At 61.5% G+C, this 17,572-nt stretch carries 14 protein-coding genes; 12 read left to right on the top strand and 2 right to left on the bottom strand.

Annotated features, from left to right (window positions below):
- The first annotated feature begins 140 nt into the window (after positions 1-140).
- The 4 genes from Q0G85_RS00705 to Q0G85_RS00690 all read left to right on the top strand — a co-directional run bounded on the left by Q0G85_RS00705 (position 141) and on the right by Q0G85_RS00690 (position 5,152).
- Complete coding sequence (locus Q0G85_RS00705) at positions 141-1,250, top strand: phosphotransferase enzyme family protein (protein ID WP_297153727.1); 1,110 nt, start codon at positions 141-143, stop codon at positions 1,248-1,250.
- A gap of 164 nt (positions 1,251-1,414) precedes the next feature.
- Entirely contained in the window at positions 1,415-2,500 is a 1,086-nt protein-coding gene (gene ispG / locus Q0G85_RS00700; RefSeq protein WP_297153725.1) for a flavodoxin-dependent (E)-4-hydroxy-3-methylbut-2-enyl-diphosphate synthase, read from the top strand.
- Positions 2,497-4,248: a proline--tRNA ligase gene (locus Q0G85_RS00695; protein ID WP_297153722.1), complete on the top strand. Its 1,752-nt coding sequence runs from the start codon at positions 2,497-2,499 to the stop codon at positions 4,246-4,248. The genes ispG and Q0G85_RS00695 overlap by 4 nt, the downstream gene beginning before the upstream one ends.
- Positions 4,249-4,495: 247 nt before the next feature.
- Complete coding sequence (locus Q0G85_RS00690; RefSeq protein WP_297153719.1) at positions 4,496-5,152, top strand: HAD family hydrolase; 657 nt, start codon at positions 4,496-4,498, stop codon at positions 5,150-5,152.
- 116 nt (positions 5,153-5,268) lie between these two features.
- Here the strand turns inward: Q0G85_RS00690 and Q0G85_RS00685 are convergent, their stop codons facing one another.
- Positions 5,269-6,174 (bottom strand): LysR family transcriptional regulator, encoded by a 906-nt coding sequence (locus Q0G85_RS00685; protein ID WP_297153717.1) that lies wholly within the window; start codon positions 6,172-6,174, stop codon positions 5,269-5,271.
- 207 nt (positions 6,175-6,381) lie between these two features.
- Here Q0G85_RS00685 and Q0G85_RS00680 point away from each other — a divergent pair, with 207 nt between their 5' ends.
- Positions 6,382-7,338 carry a DMT family transporter gene (locus tag Q0G85_RS00680; protein WP_297153714.1) on the top strand — a complete coding sequence of 319 codons (957 nt, stop codon included), beginning with the start codon at positions 6,382-6,384 and terminating at the stop codon, positions 7,336-7,338.
- 143 nt (positions 7,339-7,481) lie between these two features.
- On the opposite strand, the gene Q0G85_RS00675 is transcribed toward Q0G85_RS00680, so the two are convergent.
- Positions 7,482-8,852, bottom strand: coding sequence for an ATP-binding protein (locus Q0G85_RS00675; RefSeq protein ID WP_297153712.1), 1,371 nt, complete (start codon positions 8,850-8,852; stop codon positions 7,482-7,484).
- Between the two features lie 261 nt (positions 8,853-9,113).
- On the opposite strand from Q0G85_RS00675, the gene Q0G85_RS00670 reads away from it, so the two are divergent.
- The 7 genes from Q0G85_RS00670 (at position 9,114) to rlmB (ending at position 17,560) form a co-directional block, all read left to right on the top strand.
- Positions 9,114-9,737 carry a phasin family protein gene (locus Q0G85_RS00670; protein ID WP_297153710.1) on the top strand — a complete coding sequence of 208 codons (624 nt, stop codon included), beginning with the start codon at positions 9,114-9,116 and terminating at the stop codon, positions 9,735-9,737.
- Between the two features lie 24 nt (positions 9,738-9,761).
- A complete protein-coding gene (locus Q0G85_RS00665) occupies positions 9,762-11,417 on the top strand; it encodes an AarF/ABC1/UbiB kinase family protein (RefSeq protein WP_297153708.1) in 1,656 nt (551 codons plus the stop codon).
- A 260-nt stretch (positions 11,418-11,677) separates the two neighbouring features.
- Positions 11,678-13,222 (top strand): DEAD/DEAH box helicase, encoded by a 1,545-nt coding sequence (locus Q0G85_RS00660; protein ID WP_297153704.1) that lies wholly within the window; start codon positions 11,678-11,680, stop codon positions 13,220-13,222.
- A gap of 278 nt (positions 13,223-13,500) precedes the next feature.
- Positions 13,501-13,779 carry an AbrB/MazE/SpoVT family DNA-binding domain-containing protein gene (locus Q0G85_RS00655; protein WP_297153702.1) on the top strand — a complete coding sequence of 93 codons (279 nt, stop codon included), beginning with the start codon at positions 13,501-13,503 and terminating at the stop codon, positions 13,777-13,779.
- The gene (locus tag Q0G85_RS00650) at positions 13,772-14,197 is read left to right on the top strand and encodes a PIN domain-containing protein (RefSeq protein WP_297153699.1); all 426 of its coding nucleotides are present in this window, start codon (positions 13,772-13,774) and stop codon (positions 14,195-14,197) included. The genes Q0G85_RS00655 and Q0G85_RS00650 overlap by 8 nt, the downstream gene beginning before the upstream one ends.
- 179 nt (positions 14,198-14,376) lie before the next feature.
- Positions 14,377-16,656, top strand: coding sequence for a methylated-DNA--[protein]-cysteine S-methyltransferase (locus Q0G85_RS00645; RefSeq protein ID WP_297153695.1), 2,280 nt, complete (start codon positions 14,377-14,379; stop codon positions 16,654-16,656).
- A 157-nt stretch (positions 16,657-16,813) separates the two neighbouring features.
- Positions 16,814-17,560, top strand: a complete 747-nt coding sequence (gene rlmB / locus Q0G85_RS00640; RefSeq protein WP_297153692.1) for a 23S rRNA (guanosine(2251)-2'-O)-methyltransferase RlmB — start codon at positions 16,814-16,816, stop codon at positions 17,558-17,560.
- Positions 17,561-17,572 lie beyond the last annotated feature (12 nt).

Below are 17,572 nucleotides of genomic sequence, written 5' to 3'. Positions count from 1 at the left end.
ATATGGGCTTTGTAGCGTAAGGGGCAGAAAGTGACGTGGCGCGATTTCGGGACTCGCGGAAAGGGTCTTCTTTCGCTCGGTTTCGTTCGCGGCCGCAAAAGCAATTCGACAACATATATATAAGGTAAAAGGAGGATCGCATGAGAGCACGCAAACGGACCGCGCGCCCTGCGCCTCGCTCGTTGGAACTCAAAGAGCTTGAGCCGCTTGCGGGACAGGGAGGCGCGGGCAAGCTGGCAGCGTTTGCCATGTATCGTCCGGGTTCGACAGCGCCGTGGTGGTTGCGCCGGGGCGTGTGCGATGCGTGGGGGCTCGATTTGTTCCGCACCGAGTTGCGCCTGGTCACCGTTTCGGAGAATGCCACGTTCTCTGTGATCGTCAACGATGAGCCCTATGCGATGCTGCGCGTGTGCCAGCCCGGCTATGTCGGGGGGTCGCTCGCTGTCGCGTCCGAGCTGGCGTGGGTCCGTGCGCTGCAAAGCATTGTGGACATCAACGTCGTCGAGCCGATTCCTCTGGCTTCGGGCTTTTTCGTGGCGGAGGTGCGCGACGAGACCGGTTACGCCTGGCTGTGCGTGTGCATGCGCTATGTGCCGGGTGCCACGCTAGAACGCGCCGCCGACCCTTCTCACAGCTATCTTACTATCGGTGCGTGGACGGCCCGGCTGCACGAGCAGGCCCGACAATGGAAGCCGCCGCAAGGCTTCACGCGTTTTGCCTGGGATGTCGATGCGATGGTGGGGGACACTCCGCGCTGGGGAAGCTGGAGGGACGCGCAGCTTTCGAGCGCTGACGAGTTTTTGTTCGAGCGGGCGGAATGGGCGGCATGCGAAGTGGTCGCGCGCGCGGGGCGGGCGTCGTCGAACTGGGGGCTTATCCATGCGGACCTGCGGCCCTCGAACATCATAAAGGGACCTGACGGTTCGCTGACCCTCATCGACTTCGACGACTGCGGTTACTCGTGGTATATGTACGATTTCGCCGCGGCGCTGACGTTTGTGGAGCACAAGCCCTACGCACCGGCGATGGCGCAGCGATGGGTCGAGGGGTATCGCAGCGTGGCGAAGCTAAGCGATGCGTCGCTCGATTTGGCGTGCGCGCTGTCGATGCTGCGGCGGCTGCAAATGATCGGCTGGTCGCGCAACCACTATCGCGATGCGCTGCCCGATGGCCTGCTCGATGAGCAAGTACCTGGCACGCGGGTGGTCGCCGAGCGATACTTGGGCAATCCCCGCTGGCTCTTCGAATAGTAAGTGAGACAGGGGTCGGGTGATTTGCCTCACGTTCGTCTTCCACCCCTTCGGCGGGACGGCGCGCCTCCCCTTCCCCTTCCCTTTCGCCCCCTTCGTGAGCCGCCTGTGCCTTTCTCGCGGCGGTTTCCCAAAGGCGAGCGGGTGCTGCTAGAATGCTATCCATGTGTAAAACAGACGCTACAGCCAACAAACTCAAGCCCAACCAGCTCACGCACCGCGTGATGGTGGGCAACGTGCCCTTAGGCGGCGGCGCCCCCGTGGTGGTGCAGTCCATGCTGAACGCACCTGCGAACGACGTGGACGCCAACCTCGCGCAGATTCGGGAACTTGCCGCGGCGGGCTGCGAGGTGGTCCGCATGGCCATTCCGCGCCGCGATTGCCTCGACGCCTTCCAGCACGTCTGCGAGCAGTCGCCCCTTCCCGTGGTCGCTGACGTTCACTTCGACGCGCAGATCGCGGTGGAAGCGGCACGTCGCGGGGCAGCCAAGCTGCGCATCAACCCCGGTAACATCGGCGGCCTCGCAAAGACCGACGCCGTGCTCGACGCCGCAGGTGAGGCGGGCATTCCCATTCGCATCGGCGTGAATGCGGGCTCGCTTGACCAAGACCTCGCTGCGCGGCGCGACCTCACACTTCCGCAAAAGCTTGCCGCGTCCGCCGCGGGTTACGTGGAATACTGCGAGGGCCGCGGGTTCCACGACCTTGTGGTGAGCGCGAAGGCCCACGACGTCATGACCACGGTGCGCACGTATCGCCAGCTCTCGCGCGATCTGCCCCATATTCCTTTGCACATCGGCATCACCGAGGCGGGGACGCAGTTTCAAGGCGTCATAAAAAGCGCCTCTGGCCTGGGAATCCTTTTAGAAGAAGGCATCGGGGACACCATGCGCATCTCGCTTACCGACGACCCCGTCGTCGAGATGCGCGCGTGCTGGGCGCTGCTTTCGGCGCTCGATTTGCGCCGCCGCGGCCCGGAAATCATCAGCTGCCCCACGTGCGGGCGTTGTCAGGTAAACTTGATCGAGCTGGCCAAGCAGGTTGAATCCAACCTCATGAGCACGACCAAGCCCATAAAGGTCGCCGTCATGGGCTGCGTCGTCAACGGTCCCGGCGAGGCGCGCGATGCCGACATCGGTGTGGCGTGCGGCGCGGGCGTAGGCGTCGTGTTCAAGCACGGCGAAGTGCAACGGAAAGTGGAAGAGCACGCCATCGTCGACGTGTTGATGGAGGAGATAGGAAAACTATGAGTGAAGTTATGCGAATGAGCAAGCTCTATGCTCCGACGCTGAAGGAAGACCCCGCGGACGCGGAAATCGCGAGCCACAAGCTGATGCTTCGCGCGGGCATGATCCGCAAGACCGCTTCGGGCGTGTATACCTTCCTGCCGCTTGGCTACAAGGTGCTCTCGAAGGTCGAGAACATCGTGCGCGAGGAAATGGACAAGATTGGCGCGCAGGAAATCATGATGCCGGCGCTGCAGCCGGCGGAGCTGTGGCACGAGTCCGGCCGTTGGGACGATTACGGCCCCGAGCTCATGCGCCTCGTCGATCGCCACGACCACGGCTTCTGCCTCGGGCCCACTCACGAGGAGCTTATCACGTCGCTCATCCGCAACGAGCTGCGTTCCTACAAGGAGCTTCCCTGCACGCTCTACCAGATTCAGGTGAAGTTCCGCGACGAGATCCGCCCGCGCCTGGGCTTGTTTCGCAGCCGCGAGTTCATCATGAAGGACGCGTATTCCTTCCATGCCACGCAGGAATCGCTGCAGGAAACCTACGACGACATGAGCCGCGCCTACGGCGCAATCTGCGATCGCTGCGGCCTGGATTACCGCCCCGTCGAGGCCGATGGCGGCCAGATCGGCGGCAAGGTGACGACTGAGTTCATGGCGCTGGCCCCGGCGGGCGAGGCGGAACTCGTGCACTGCACCTGCGGTTATGCCGCGAACACCGAGGCTGGCGAGTGCCTGGCCCGCCCGACGGAGTACGAGGCCACCGAGCTTAAGAAGATCCACACCCCGGGCATCCGCACGATCGAGGAGCTCGCGGAGTTCCTCGGCATTCCCGAAAGCTCCACGGTGAAGGCGCTCTCCGGCAAGGACGCCGAGGGCAAGCTCGTCGTGATGTTCGTCCCCGGTGACCACGAGCTCAACGAGATCAAAGCCGAGCGCACCGTTCCCGGGTTTGCACTGCTCACCGACGAGGAAATGGAATCCTTCGGCCTGCACAAGGGCTCGATGGGCCCGGTCGGCCTGCCCGAGGGAGCGCGCATTATCGCTGCTCGCAGCCTGAAGGGCATCGCTCACTGGGTTGTCGGCGCGAACGAGGACGACTACCACTACGTGGGCGCCGAAGAGGGTCGTGATTTCACGGTGGACGAATGGGCCGACCTGTGCGTCGTGAAGCCCGGCGACTGCTGCCCCGACTGCGGCTTGCCGCTTTCGGGTTCCCGCGGCATCGAGGTTTCCCAGGTGTTCCAGCTGGGCACACGCTACTCCGAGACCATGGGTGCCACCTTCCACGACGAGGATGGCGTGGAGCACCCGTTCATCATGGGCTGCTACGGCGTGGGCGTCTCCCGCACGGTGGCTGCCATCGTCGAGCAACACAACGATGAGAACGGCATCCAGTGGCCGTTCAACGTCGCGCCTGCTCACGTGTGCATTATTCCGCTTACGGTTGGAGACGACGAGGTGCAGCCCGCGGCCGAGAAGCTCGCGAGCGAGATTGCCGATTTCGGCTTCGACGTGGTCATCGACGATCGCAAGGAGCGCGCTGGCGTGAAGTTCGCGGACGCCGACCTTATTGGTTGGCCGCTGCAGGTGGTCATCGGCAAGCGCGGTTTGGCCGAGGGCACGGTGGAAGTGAAGCTGCGCCGCACGGGCCAGAAGAAGGACGTCTCGCTTTCCGCCATCGCCGAGCTGCTGCGCTTCGCGAAGCGCAATGCTCGCAAGCACCCCTCTGGCCTGGGCGCTTTCGCAGGCATCTTCGAATAGGAGGGTTCCGCGGACCTGTCGGCCCGCGGAACTTGCCGACGCTGCGAAGCGCCCTGACGGCGCAGCTGCTCCCCGCGAATCCTTGTCGCGTACTTTAAGTACGCTTCCTCGGATTCTCGGGGCATCTGCACTCGCCAGGGCGCTTCTCGCTGACTCCTTGGAGACCTGTTGAATTTCACGGTTCGACCCGGGGGTTCTTTTATCTTTCCCTCCAAATATCTTGCATCCTCATCGATTGGACTACTGCATGGCCTCTTCCGTTAAAGCTGTCTTGTTCGACCTGGACGGCACGCTGGTCGATACCGAGGCGCTCATCCTGGCGTCGTTTCGCTACGCGACGAAGACGGTGTTAGGGCGCGACGTTCCCGACGAGGAGCTGCGCGCGAAGATCGGCCAGCCGCTCACGGTGCAGATGTGGGACTGGGCCGACGGCAGCCAGGAGGTGCACGATAGGCTCTTCGACACCTACCTCGAGCACAACGACCGCGTGCACTCGCAGCTCATCAGGTCGTTTCCCGACACGACGGCGGTGCTTGGAAAGCTTGCGGCGGCGGGGCTTCCGCTCGGCATCGTCACATCGAAGCGCAGCGGGAACGCCCGCCGCGCCATGGAGAGCACGGGGATCGAGGGGTATTTCGATTTTCTCGTCGCGCCCGATACGTTCCCCGCGCACAAGCCCGACCCGGCGCCGGTGTTGCACGGATGTGAGCTTTTCGGCGTTTCGCCTGATGAATGTATCTACATTGGCGACAGCCCCTATGATTTGCAGGCGGGACGGGGCGCCGGCTGCGTGACAGTCGCCGCACTCTGGGGCATGTTTGCCCGCGAGGAACTCCTGACAGAGCACCCCGACTACGCAATCACCACGCTTTCCGAACTCGCCCCCATCGCACTTGGAGAGTAGCGACCGGGTTTGCGGTGGGTGCCTCTGAAGGGCGGGGAAACCCTTCGGGTTCGGGGCGAGTCCCAAGCACGGGGACTGCCCATGCGAACCCGCGGCAAGTCGTGGAACTGAATGCACTAAAGCAACAGCGCTTCGGGTTCGCTTTCGTAGGCTTCGCGGATCCAGTCTTTCGTGCACTCGATGAAGGCCCGCGCAGCGCCCGACGCCGTCTCGCTCGATTTCTGCGCAAGCGCGATTTCTCGATAGGCGGGAACCTCCGCGGGAAGCGCGACCAGGTCGAACGGAGCGTTTCGCAGCACGAGCCCCGAAAGCACGCTGTATCCGAGCCCTGCTGCTACCATGCCCATCGCGGCGTAGTCGCTCACGATGGAAAACCTCACGCGTGGTTCGACGCCATTTACGCGGAACAGGCGGTCCATCTCGGAATACTCGCCCGAATCAAGCTTGATGTACGGCTCACTCGCAAGCGCCTTCTTGGGGAAGCGCTTGCGCGTCGCGAAGGGACTGTCGGGGGCGACGGCAACGAGAAGCGGGTCGCGCACGAGCAGCTCTATTTCGAGCGGGCGCTTCACGGGCAGCGCCACAAACCCGACATCCGCTTGCCCGCTTTCCACGATGTGCTCAAGTTGTGCCTGGTCATCGTAGCAGGTGATGCGCAGATCGATATGCGGGTGCGCCTCGGCGAAGCGCTTCGTTATCTGCGGCAGCCATTGCGTGAGCGTGCTCGTGAACGCGACGATATGAAGCGACCCTTCTTCCAGCTGCTTTAAGTCCGCAAGATGCGCCTCGAGCCTGCGCTCGCTCGCGCACACTTCCTGGATCCACGGGAGAAGCGCGCTGCCTTCCGAGGTAAGCCGGACGCCGCCGTGCTCACGCACGAACAGGCGAACTCCCAGCTCTTTTTCGAGCGCGTTCGCAAGGTAGCTGACGCCCGCCTGCGTGTACCCAAGCTCGCTCGCGGCTTGCTTGAAGCTGCCCGTTCGCGCCGCTTCCAGGAACGCTTCGTATTTCTGGTTTCGCATCAGCTGTCCTAAGAATGGGGTTTGAACTCCTTAAACAAGTATATCTTGAATCATTTGAAAGAAACACAAGTTTTACTTGGATGCATCCATACCCTACCATCGGCATCGCGTCAGGCGACATAACGTCGCGCTGCGTTCTGTGATGGAATTCGAATTCGACGGCCGCGCGCCATGCTGTGCGCGAGCGGGAAAGACGGGGTAGGGACGATGAAAATGCAGCAGGGGAGCAGAAGCCCGTTCGTGCTTTGCGTCGTCGTGCAAACCGTCATCTTCGGGCTCGGCAACGTCATCACGAAGTTCGCCTACGAAAGCGTGACACCGCTGTGGTGCATGGTCTTGCGCTTCGGTTTGGCACTCGCTGCGTTCGCGCTTGTCTTCGGCCCGCGCATGGTGCGCGAGCTGCGTGGGGTCAAGCTTGCCGATTGGGCACCCGCCGCTGTGTGCCTGGCGGTCGGCTACATCGCGTGCAACCTGGCGCTCGATGTGACGACGGCGACCAACGTGGGGTTCCTCGTGGCGCTTCCCGTGGTGTTTGCCCCGTTCGTTGCCCGGGTCGTACGCCGCGTGCGCTACCCCCGCGCGATGATTCCCTTCCAGGTGGCGGTTGTCGGCGGGCTGTACCTTCTGTGCTGCAACGGCGGCTCGTTCTCGTTCGGCGCGGGTGAGGCGCTCTCGCTGCTTTCCTCGGCGGCCATCGCAGGCTCGCTCGTGTTCGGGGAGAAGGGACTCGAGAAGCTGTCTGCCCCGACAATCGCGGGGACGCAGATTCTCGCGGCGTTCGTGCTGTCGCTCGCTGCGGCGCTCGCGGCCGAGCCCGTCGTCGATGTCGCGACGATCGAGCCTGCGGCTTGGGGTGTTATCGTCTTCCTCGCGATTCTGAGCACGTGCGTCACCTTCGCGCTCCAAAACGTCGCGCTTACGGGCCTTCCCTCTTCGACGGTTTCGCTCCTTCTTACCTTCGAGCCGGTGTTCACGGCGCTGTTCTCCATGGCGCTTCTGGGCGAGTTCCTCTCGATTGGCGGATGGGTTGGCGCGGGCGTCATCTTGGTGGCGGTCGTCGGAGCGACGCTTGTTGAGGGACGCGACGGAAATTCTGAAGCGCCCTCAAGCACCGGCATGGAGCGGCTCGTGTCGCAGCTCGCCTCCGATTCGAACGCCCAATAGTGGGAAACCGTGTATCTGGAATACACGTTTTTCTACAAAATCGTGTATTCCAGATACACGAAATATCATCATGGCTTTCCTCATAGGTTAAACGAGGAGTGTGGCGAGAAGCGCAGCTTTGACGGAGTCGTGGCGCGGTCTCATTATAGTTCGCTGCGCAAAAACCCGTCGTCGAGGCAGTAGGCGGCGTAGAGGGGCAGATGTCGCAACTCGTTTCCGAACTCGGTTTTGCTGCGCGAAAAGTCATTTCCCGAAAGAACGTATGCGTAGGGGGAGTGTGCTTTCTCCATGAACGAGGCCAGTGTTTTCGCCCGGACGTTTCGCGCGGACTTCACTTCCACGGGGATTACTTCCATGCGGTCTGTTTGGAGGAGAAAGTCCAGCTCGCCCGTTGCCTTCCAAGAGCTCGGCGGCGTCCAATAGTACGTTTGAAGGTTGTTGGACGAGAAGGCTTGCGCCGTGGAGTTCTCCGCCAATGCGCCCCTGAAGTCGGAAGAAGCGATCGCTGCGCCGAGCTCTTCCGCTTCGAGCCAAAGCCGAGGATTAATCCCAAGCTTGTAAAACATAAGTCCCGTGTCTGCTAGATAGACCTTGAAAAAGCTGCCTTCCTCTTCGTCGAACGGAATCAGAGGGGCGGCAACGCATTCGGTCATTTCGTTGAGGGAGATAACCCCTGCTCCTTCAAGCCATTCAAGGGGCTCCATTAATTTCGCGCGCCGTCCGCCCCGCTCAACTTCCGAATACTTGAACTTCTTCGTGGATGAGCGCATAAGCTGCGCTGGAATCGACTTCCACACTTTGCGCGCCGCAATGCCGCTGATACCGTTATCGGGATCGGTCATGTCGGCAGTGTAGGTTTGGTCGATTTCGCGCTGCTCGATGCGCGCGTCGTCAATCGATTGCTGCTGTAGATATGCGGAAACTGCCGCCGGCATCCCTCCGATTGCCTGGTAAAGGCGGAAATAACGCGATGCAAGCTGATGGGATGCGTACGGTTCGAGCGTTTGCGTGTGGGTCCTGATCGCCTCCGCCATGTGGTCTTCGCCAAGGGCCCAGAGGAATTCTTCGAACGTCATAGGGTGCATGGTTTCTTGACGGACTCCGCTGGGGAAGGGGAGCCTGCGTTTGCGTGTTGCGACACCGAGCTGGCTGCCTGTCGCGCAAATGTGCCAACCCGAACCTGAGAAGAATCGCAGGGAGTTCAAGGCGCGCTCGCACAATTGAACCTCGTCGAACAGGATGAAAGCGGATTCTTTTGCTATGGGCATGCGTTTGTAGTCGGCGATGCGCGCCACGATGCCGTCGACGTTGTCGGTCGGGCCGTCGAACAGGGGCTCGATGAGCTTGAGGTCGGTTTGGAAGTCGAGCTTTACGAAGGCGTCGCCGGCAATTCGTCTGCCGACGGTTTCGGCGACATGTGTTTTGCCAATGCGACGGGCGCCGCGGATCAGCAGCGGGCGGCTGAAATCTTTCGTCGCCCATGTTTCGATAGTGCTTTCGATAGCCCTTTTCATTATGCCCTCGCATTAAAATTGCGTACTCCGAATACACGTTATTATATAAAATCGTGTATTTGGGATACATGTTTTTCTACAAAATCGTGTATCTTGAATACACGAAATTCAATTCAAACTTTCCCTGTCGAGGGTTTCGGCTTTTTACACCATGGCAACGCTTTGGCGGCACGGTTTGCCCTTTTTTCCCAAATGCGGCATTATGAATAAGTAGCGCGTGTCGCCGCGCGGCACGTCCATCTGAGGGAAAAGGAGGCCACTATGGCTACACTCGGAGACGGTTTCAAAGGTATTTTCCTGGCAGGCATCGGTGCGGTTGCCATTGGCGCCGAAAAGGGCAAAGAGCTGGTCGATCAGCTGGTCGCTCGCGGAGAGATGACGGTTGAGCAGGGCAAGCAGATTAACACCGAGCTCAAGCACCACGCATCGAACCTCGAATCATCTATTCGCCGCGACACCATTGAGGCGCGCATGTCCATGATGTCGCCTGACGAGCGCGTCGAGTTCGCCAACATCGTGCGCGAAATGGCGGATACCGCCAACGCGAAGGATGCCGAGACAGCGGCCGAAAAGCTGAAAGCTGCGAATGCCGCATCGGCATCGGGCACGGCTGCCGAGCCAAACCCCATCGCTGAAGCGAAGACCGCATGCGCGACGGCGGTTGCCGCAGTGGGTACCGCGGTGGAAGCGGTCGCCAACAGCGCGCGTTCCGTTCTCGACGAGGCTGCAGCCCTGAACGCTCAGCGGGATGCCGCTTCTGCCGAGGCGCCCGCCGTAGAAGTCGTCGCAGGTGAGGTTGTTGTGGAGCCCGCCGCAGACGCAGTTGCAGAACCTGCCGCTGATGCAGGCGATGCCCCCGAAGGCGAAAGCACCACTACGGCCTAGCGCCGCGCCGCCACGGGTTTCCTCATGGCCGAAGACAACACACTGCTCAGGCACTTTTTTGCTCCCGGGGCCGACGCCGACCCCGAGGGCCGTTTCGGGCTCAACCCCAAGTCCCGACGTCGCCGCATGCGCGAAATCCTTGGCATTGTCGGCAAGCATCGGGCTCTCGAAGGCTTCACGCCCGAGGAATTCCGGGCGATGCTCGAGGACTTGGGGCCGAGCTTCGTGAAGATCGGGCAAACGCTCTCGACGCGCTCGGAAATCCTTCCCAAAGTGTTCTGCGAGGAGCTCACCAAGCTCCAAACGGAATGCGATCCGCTGCCGTTCGACGAGATGCTTGCGGCGCTCGATGAGGAATTCGGGGGTCGCCGAACGGAAATCTTCGCCGCAATCGACTCGAAGCCGCTCGGCAGTGCATCGCTTGCGCAGGTGCATCGCGCAGTTTTAGCCTCGGGAGAATCGGTCGCCATCAAGATCCAGCGCCCCGGCGTGAAGGCCACGATGGCGCTCGACATCGACATCATGCGCATGCTCGCCCGCCGTGCTTCAAGGTACATGAAGGGCGAGCAGATGCTCGACTTGCGCGCCGTGGTTGAGGAGATGTGGGCGACGTTTCTCGAGGAAACCGATTTCCGGCGCGAGGCTGCGAACCTCGCCGAGTTCGCCGAGCTCAACCGCGACTGCGCGTTCGTTGCATGCCCGAAGGTCTACACCGAGCTGTGCAGCGAGTATGTCCTGGTCATGGAGTATGTCGATGGCATTCCCATCGGTGATGCGGACCAGCTGGTGGCCAACGGGTACGACCTGGAGGAAATCGGGTCGAAGATGCTCGACAACTACGCGACGCAGATTCTCGACCATGGGTTTTTCCACGCCGACCCGCATCCGGGCAACGTGATTATCCGCGATGGGCGGATTGTCTACATCGACCTGGGGAACATGGGCCGCCTGTCGGCGCGCGACCGCGCGGGGTTCGGCGACATCATCGAGGCCGTGGGGCTCAAGGATCCGGGCGCGCTCAAGGACGCGCTCATGCGGTTTGCGGCCAAGAAGGACAACGCGGCCATCGACCATACGCGCTTTCTTGCCGACCTCGACCTGCTGCTCGAAGACTACGGCTCGTGCGATGTGGCCGAAATCGACGTGGGCCAATTCCTGAGCGACATCATGCAGCTCACGCGTTCGTGCAATGTGATGCTTCCCGCGTCGGTCACGAGTGTGTCGCGCGGCATCGTGACCATCGAGGGAACGGTGGCGCCCTATATTCCCAACCAGAACATCGTCGCCATCATAAATGCCCACATCAAAGGGAAAAAAGGCACACGCGAAGAAATCCGCGACGCACTTGAGGACCTCGCGCGGGCGATATACTCGTCGGGGCGCGGCACGCTCGACGCGGCGTCGTATTCCGGCGAGGCGCTCAAAATGCTCACGCGCGGGCAGCTGAAGATGAACATGGAGGTGCTCGGCTCCGAGGCGCCGCTCGCGCATCTCTCGCGCATGATCAACCGCGTCGCGATTGCGATGGTGATCGCGGGCCTGTTCGTGGGATCGAGCCTGATGGCGGGAACCACGATGGAGCCGCGCTTCCTCGGGGTGCCGCTGCTGTCGTTCTTCGGATATTTCGGCTCGCTCGTCCTGTCGATCTGGCTCATCGTCAGCATTTGGCGCAAGAAATAGCCCCCGCAGTGTGGATTTCCCGTGCCGATGCGCGCGGATGGCGGAGGGAAGCGGCATAATGAGCAGTCGCTTCAAGCGAAAATCTTTCTCTTTTCTTATTTGCGCATATCCGCGGCGGCTTCGGGTCGCGCGTTTTTACCGCCTATGAATTGGAAAGCGGCTCGCCTCAAGCGCAAATGCATGCCGCTGGGAGCGGGTGCGCCCACGGATTCGCATCGCAAGGGGCGATGGAACGTGGCAACTGAAGAAAAGAGTATTACATGGAAAACTTTGCCAGCCTTGGCCTGTCCGAGAACGCCCTCGATGCGGTTGTGCGCTTGGGTTACGATGAGCCTACGCCCGTTCAGGAGCAGGCTATTCCTATCGTTTTGACTGGTCGCGACCTTATCGCCGCGGCGAGCACGGGCACGGGCAAGACGGCCGCCTTCCTGCTTCCCGTTCTTTCCCGCATGCCGCGCGACCGCAGCCGCAACCGTCCGCCGCGCCTGCTCGTGGTTTCGCCCACGCGCGAGCTCGCGCAGCAGATCGCCTTCACGGCCATGAAGATCGCGCGTTGCACCGGGCAGTTCGTGACGACTGTCTTCGGCGGTGCGCCCTACGGCCCGCAGATCAAGGAGATCCGTCGCGGCACCGATGTGCTCATTGCCACGCCTGGCCGCTTAAACGACCTCATGAAGCGCGAAGTCGTCGACCTCTCCGGCGTGCAGACGCTCGTGCTTGATGAGGCGGACCGCATGCTTGACATGGGCTTTCTTCCCGACGTGACCACCATCGTCGAGGCCACGCCCGACGAGCGCCAGACGCTTCTTTTCTCGGCGACGATCGACGAGTCCATCCAGAAGAACCTTGGCAACCTGCTCAAGAACCCCGCTGTGGTGGAGATCGCGCACAAGGGCGAAACGGCCAAGACCGTCGATCAGTACATGATGCCGATCAAGCAGGACAAGAAGCCCGAGCTCCTTCGCGCGGTGCTCGAGGAGAAGGGCCACGAGCGCGTGATCGTGTTCGCCCGCACGCGCAACCGCGCCGAGGATTTTGCGAAGGCTCTGAATGACGACGGCTACCAGGCGGAATCCATCCACTCCGACAAGTCGGTGGGTGCGCGTCGCCGTGCGCTCGATAAGTTCCGCCGCGGAAAGGCGAACATCCTCGTGGCGACCGACGTGCTCGCTCGCGGCATCGATGTGCCGAGCGTCGACTACGTCATCAACCTCGACCTTCCCGATTGCCCCGAAGACTACGTGCACCGCATCGGCCGTACGGGCCGCGCGGGCGAGCATGGTTATGCCATCTCGTTCGTGAGCCCCAACCAACGCCGCCTTCTGGTCGACATCGAGAAGCTCATCGATCGTGAGATTCCTTTCATGGGGCTTGAGACATATGACCTCGATCCCGATATGCTGAACCGCAAGAGCAAGGGCCGCGGTGGCTCGAGTCGCAACGGTGCTGGTCGCAAGCGTGATGGCCGTGGAGCTGGCGAGTTCGCCAACCGTGCCGAGCGCCGTGCTGCGAAGTTCGGCGATAGCAAGCGCGGCCGCGGTGGGCGCGATGAGTTCGAGGGTCGCGGCGGACGCGGTGGCTCGCGCGGCGAGAAGCGCAACGAGGGCGGAAGGCGCGGCGAAGGCGGCAAGCGCGGCGACTCGAAGGGCAAGCGCGGTGAGTCGCATCGCACGAGCAAGCCGTCGGGCAACAAGGGCGCTGCGGCGACTGCTTCCAAGCGCAACAAGAAGCGCCCCTCCAGCATGAACGACGTGCGCTCCTTCGGCGAGCGCCGCAACTTCGAGAAGAAACAGAAGCGCCACTAGGTTGGTCTTGGCGGCAGCTGTAGGGCATCGGGCGGAATCGTCGTGCGTAGGCGATTCCGCCCGAGGCAAATAGAGAGGGACCCAGTTCATTCGCACGTTGAACTGGGTCCCTCTTGTCTCTGGGTGTCACTTTTTCCTATCCAGCAGCTCTTTCTCAAGATTTGCAATGAAACTTTGCACCTGGTCGCTTCCATAATCATCACCGTCAGAGTGAGGTAAGATCCTTTCAGTGTGGTATAGTTTGTCTGTACGGTACTGACGAACTTAGGAGGATGGCCATGAATACTACGTGCTCGGTTATTCGAAACGGGAATAGCGCCGCGGTTGTTTTGCCGTCCGAATGGCGAAAGCGCTTTGGCGTGCAGATTGGCGACACGCTGAGTATCTCTATGCCCTCTGATGGCGAAATCTTATTCTCCGTTCAAAGAAAAGACGACGACGCGATTGTGGCGGCCGAGAATTTGCTGAGCACAATTGATTCACTCCCTGATATTCCTTGGCTATGCGGTGACTCTCCTGATGACGACCGCGAACTGATAAGTCGGCGCTATGTCTAAGTTCCTCTTCGATACAAATGTCCTGCTCGATCTCGTTATTCCCGCTCGTCCTCAGCATGGTTTTGCTGCCGAGCTCTTCCGTGAGATTGCTGCTCGAGGCGACGAACGGGCGCTGCTGCTTGCGTCATCTCTGAAGGATGTCTACTACATATTCAATAGGCATTATGGGGACGAGCAAACTGCTCGGAAAGTGATTTCCCAAATGAGAGCTTCGTTCGAGGTAGTCGAGCTGACTCTTTGCGTGGTTGATGGCGCCCTTTGCTCCGACGAGCCCGATTACGAGGACGCGCTGGTGAGGGCTGCTGCGGAAAACGCCCGATGCGACTACATCGTTTCCCGTGATGAAAATGCCTTCCGCGCTTCTTGCTGCAAGCGCGTAGACGCTCGACAGGCTCTCGCACTGCTAGCGGCAAGCTGATCTTTTTCGTTGCGCGGTGCGCAGGCATCCATTTGCGCGGTGTCCGACCGCGGCTTGCACTTCGCTTGCAGTCTTTACTGTGCTTTCATGTCCGAAAATGGCTAGTTTTGGAGGCCTCGTTGTGGTTTCATTGCCTGCGGAAGAAAGATGCGCAGATGGAAGGTTCGGCGGGCGAGCATATGGAAGACAAGGAAAAGGCCGACGGCGGCGCGGGAAAAGCTGGCGAGGGCAAAATCGTTAAAGGCGAAGTTGATTACGGTCTGTTTGTGGGGAGCAATCTTCCCAGCCAGGACGTCTGCTACCAGGCGCTTTTGTCGGGCGATCCCCATCTTGACGGCCTGCTCTTCGTCGGTGTTTCCTCGACGGGAATATACTGCCGCGTGGGCGTATGCTGGGCGAAGGTGCCCAAGCGCGAAAACTGCACGTTCTTTAAAACTGCCGCCGAGGCGGAAGCGGCGGGCTATCGTCCTTGCCTGAAGTGTCGCCCCGAGCTTGCGCCGGGAACCCCGATTGCACCCGACATCGACCACGCAGTTGCAAGCGCCGCCTCGAGCATGCGGGAGCGGCCTGGGGATGCTCCCATCGCTCGAATTGCTGCTGAGCAAGGCGTGTCGGAGCGCCACCTGCGCCGCTTGTTTGAGCAAACTTACGGTGTGTCGCCTGCGGAATACCGCGAAACATGCCGCTTGCTTCTTGCAAAAAGCCTGCTTACAGACACAAAACTCTCCATGACGCGCATCGCGTATGCAAGTGGGTTTGCCTCGGTCCGCCGCTTCAACGATGCGTTCGTCAACAGCTACGGCATGCAGCCGACGCGCTTTCGCAAAAGCTCGCAAGGTTCGACATCCGCGACGAAAGCGGATGCGGCTCCCATTGTTTTGCATGTCGATTATCGCGAGCCGTATCGCTTTGATTTGCTGCTCGGATTCCTGCAAATGCGCGCTATCGAGGGAGTGGAAGCGGTGCTCGACGGCGCGTATTGGCGGATCGTTCGCGCCTCCGATGGCGAACGCGCTGGCTGGATCAAGGTGGAGAACGACCCCTCGCATCGCCGCCTTGCCGTCACCATATCGCCCGAGCTGTTCGACGACATTCCCTCGGTGCTTGCCCGGACGCGTCGGCTGTTCGACACCGATTGTGTGCCTGGGGCGATCGAGCGGGGGCTCGCCGATTTCTACGAACACGCAGGTGAGGCGTACCGTATCCCAGGTATTCGCGTGCCGTGCGCGTTTGACGGCTTCGAGATGGCGGCCCGCGCCATCTTAGGGCAGCAAATCACCGTGAAGGCGGCAAGCACGCTCGCGGGCCGCGTAGCTCGTGAGTTCGGTACGCCGACAAAGGGGCCGATACCTGAATTGACCTGTGTATTTCCTCCGCCAAGTGCCTTTTGCACGCACGACGCCCCCGAGCGCCTTGGCGAAGCTGGCGTCATCGCTCAGCGCGCGAACGCCATTTGCTCCATCGCGCGTGCCATGGAGTCGGGCGAGCTCACGCTGCGCCCCGGCGCCGACCTCGCAGCGGAGGCCTCACGCCTCGGCAGCATTCGCGGCATCGGCGATTGGACGGTGCAGTACGTGCTCATGCGCGCCTACGATTACCCCGACGCGTTTTTGCCCACCGACTACGGCGTGAAGCTTGCACTCCCCGACATGAAGCCGCGTGAGCTGGAGAAGCTGTCACAGCCTTGGCGCCCGTGGCGATCGTATGCCGTGATGTCGATGTGGTCGGTGCCGCACGAGAAACCCAAGAAGTCCTCCCCGAAGTCGGAAAAGGGGAAGGGGAAGGCAAAGGCGCCCCTGGCGAACGCGGTGGGCGAGACTACCGCGGAAGAGGGTACTGGCGCGCTGCCCGCAAGCGTGACAGCTGCGGCGAAGCGTGCGGCAACAACGGCGAAGCGCGCGAACCAGCGAAAGGAAGAAGCAACCATGGATTTAACCTGCACCTATGCGTCGCCTCTGGGTGATATTGAGCTCGCGAGCAACGGCGAGGCGCTCATCGGCCTGTGGTTCAAGGGCCAGAAATACGACGCGGCGACGCTTTCGCCCACCGTACAGGAAAAGCCCGACGACCCTGTGCTTGCCCAGGCCCGCGCATGGCTCGACGCGTACTTCGAGGGCCGCGACCCAGGAGAGATTCCCTCGTGCGCGCCCCGTGGATCGGAATTTCGCCAGCTGGTATGGGCAAAGCTTGCGGAAATTCCTTATGGCGAGCTTGTCACCTACGGCGATATTGCGAAGGCGATCGAAGCCGACACGGGCAAGAAGTGCTCGGCGCGAGCTGTCGGCGGGGCTGTGGGGCACAACCCGGTGTCGATTATCCTGCCCTGTCATCGCGTGGTGGGGGCAAGCCGCAGCCTGACGGGATACGCGGGCGGCATCGAGCGCAAGATCGCGCTCCTCAAGCTAGAAGGCGTCGACATGAGCTCGCTCACCGTTCCTACGAAAGGCACGGCGCTCTAAGGTCACCAGGTGCCCCTCTCGCAGCGCGCCGAATCCCGCCTCTCGTTCGCGGGGATATGGCGGAGAGCCGGCCGCGCCCGCAAGCTGCGTGGTACACTTGCTCGCTAGACGAATTCGCCGCCTCGTGCGGCGCCAACCAATCACGAAAGCGAACAACATGGCTGATTTCATCGAAGGGAAACGCCCCGTCATCGAAGCGCTGCGCACCGAGATTCCGTGCAAGCGCGTCCTTCTCGCCGACAACGTGAAGCGCGACCCGCTGATCGAGGACGTGCTGCGCAAGGCGAAGAAGCGCAACGTGCCCGTGGAGACGGTGCCGCGCGCGCGGCTCGACAAGCTCTCCGAACGAGGCAGCCACCAGGGCGTTATGGCAGAAACCAAGCCCTTCAACTACGTGAACGTCACGACCATCGTGGAAACGGCGAATGCGCAAGCTGCCGAAAACGGCGGCTCGGCGCTCGTCGTCATCCTCGACCACATCACCGACGCGGGCAACCTGGGCGCCATCGCCCGCTCCGCCGAATCGGTCGGGGCTGCCGGCATTGTCATCCCCAACAAGCGCGCGGCGCACGTGACGGCGGCGACGTACAAAAGCTCGGCGGGCGCGATTTCCCACATCAACGTGACGCAGGTCGCGAATCTCTCCCAGACGATCGAGCGCCTGAAGAAGGAGGGATTCTGGGTCTGTGCAGCGAGCGAGCACGCGCGCGAAGTGGTGTGGAAGTCGAACCTCAAAGGCAAAATCGCGCTCGTCATGGGCTCGGAAGGCGAGGGCGTGTCGAGTCTTGTGCTCGAGAACTGCGACTTCGCGGTGAAACTTCCCCAGGAGGGGAAGGTGTCTTCGCTCAACGTGGCGCAGGCATCCACTGTCTTCATGTACGAGTGGTTGCGCCAGCAGCAATAGGTCGTGCACTCG

Origin of the sequence: uncultured Ellagibacter sp. (genome assembly GCF_934617235.1) — a bacterium.
Lineage (GTDB): Bacteria > Actinomycetota > Coriobacteriia > Coriobacteriales > Eggerthellaceae > Ellagibacter.
The sequence above is the reverse complement of the archived record's forward strand: the minus strand, read 5'-3'. Positions and strand labels throughout refer to the sequence as shown.

What these genes read in the sequence shown, in the direction of transcription:
- Q0G85_RS00705 (WP_297153727.1), top strand. Translation starts at nt 141, where the DNA reads ATGAGAGCACGCAAACGGACCGCGCGCCCTGCGCCTCGCTCGTTGGAA.
- ispG (WP_297153725.1), top strand. Translation starts at nt 1,415, where the DNA reads ATGTGTAAAACAGACGCTACAGCCAACAAACTCAAGCCCAACCAGCTC.
- Q0G85_RS00695 (WP_297153722.1), top strand. Translation starts at nt 2,497, where the DNA reads ATGAGTGAAGTTATGCGAATGAGCAAGCTCTATGCTCCGACGCTGAAG.
- Q0G85_RS00690 (WP_297153719.1), top strand. Translation starts at nt 4,496, where the DNA reads ATGGCCTCTTCCGTTAAAGCTGTCTTGTTCGACCTGGACGGCACGCTG.
- Q0G85_RS00685 (WP_297153717.1), bottom strand. Translation starts at nt 6,174, where the DNA reads ATGCGAAACCAGAAATACGAAGCGTTCCTGGAAGCGGCGCGAACGGGC.
- Q0G85_RS00680 (WP_297153714.1), top strand. Translation starts at nt 6,382, where the DNA reads ATGAAAATGCAGCAGGGGAGCAGAAGCCCGTTCGTGCTTTGCGTCGTC.
- Q0G85_RS00675 (WP_297153712.1), bottom strand. Translation starts at nt 8,852, where the DNA reads ATGAAAAGGGCTATCGAAAGCACTATCGAAACATGGGCGACGAAAGAT.
- Q0G85_RS00670 (WP_297153710.1), top strand. Translation starts at nt 9,114, where the DNA reads ATGGCTACACTCGGAGACGGTTTCAAAGGTATTTTCCTGGCAGGCATC.
- Q0G85_RS00665 (WP_297153708.1), top strand. Translation starts at nt 9,762, where the DNA reads ATGGCCGAAGACAACACACTGCTCAGGCACTTTTTTGCTCCCGGGGCC.
- Q0G85_RS00660 (WP_297153704.1), top strand. Translation starts at nt 11,678, where the DNA reads ATGGAAAACTTTGCCAGCCTTGGCCTGTCCGAGAACGCCCTCGATGCG.
- Q0G85_RS00655 (WP_297153702.1), top strand. Translation starts at nt 13,501, where the DNA reads ATGAATACTACGTGCTCGGTTATTCGAAACGGGAATAGCGCCGCGGTT.
- Q0G85_RS00650 (WP_297153699.1), top strand. Translation starts at nt 13,772, where the DNA reads ATGTCTAAGTTCCTCTTCGATACAAATGTCCTGCTCGATCTCGTTATT.
- Q0G85_RS00645 (WP_297153695.1), top strand. Translation starts at nt 14,377, where the DNA reads ATGGAAGACAAGGAAAAGGCCGACGGCGGCGCGGGAAAAGCTGGCGAG.
- rlmB (WP_297153692.1), top strand. Translation starts at nt 16,814, where the DNA reads ATGGCTGATTTCATCGAAGGGAAACGCCCCGTCATCGAAGCGCTGCGC.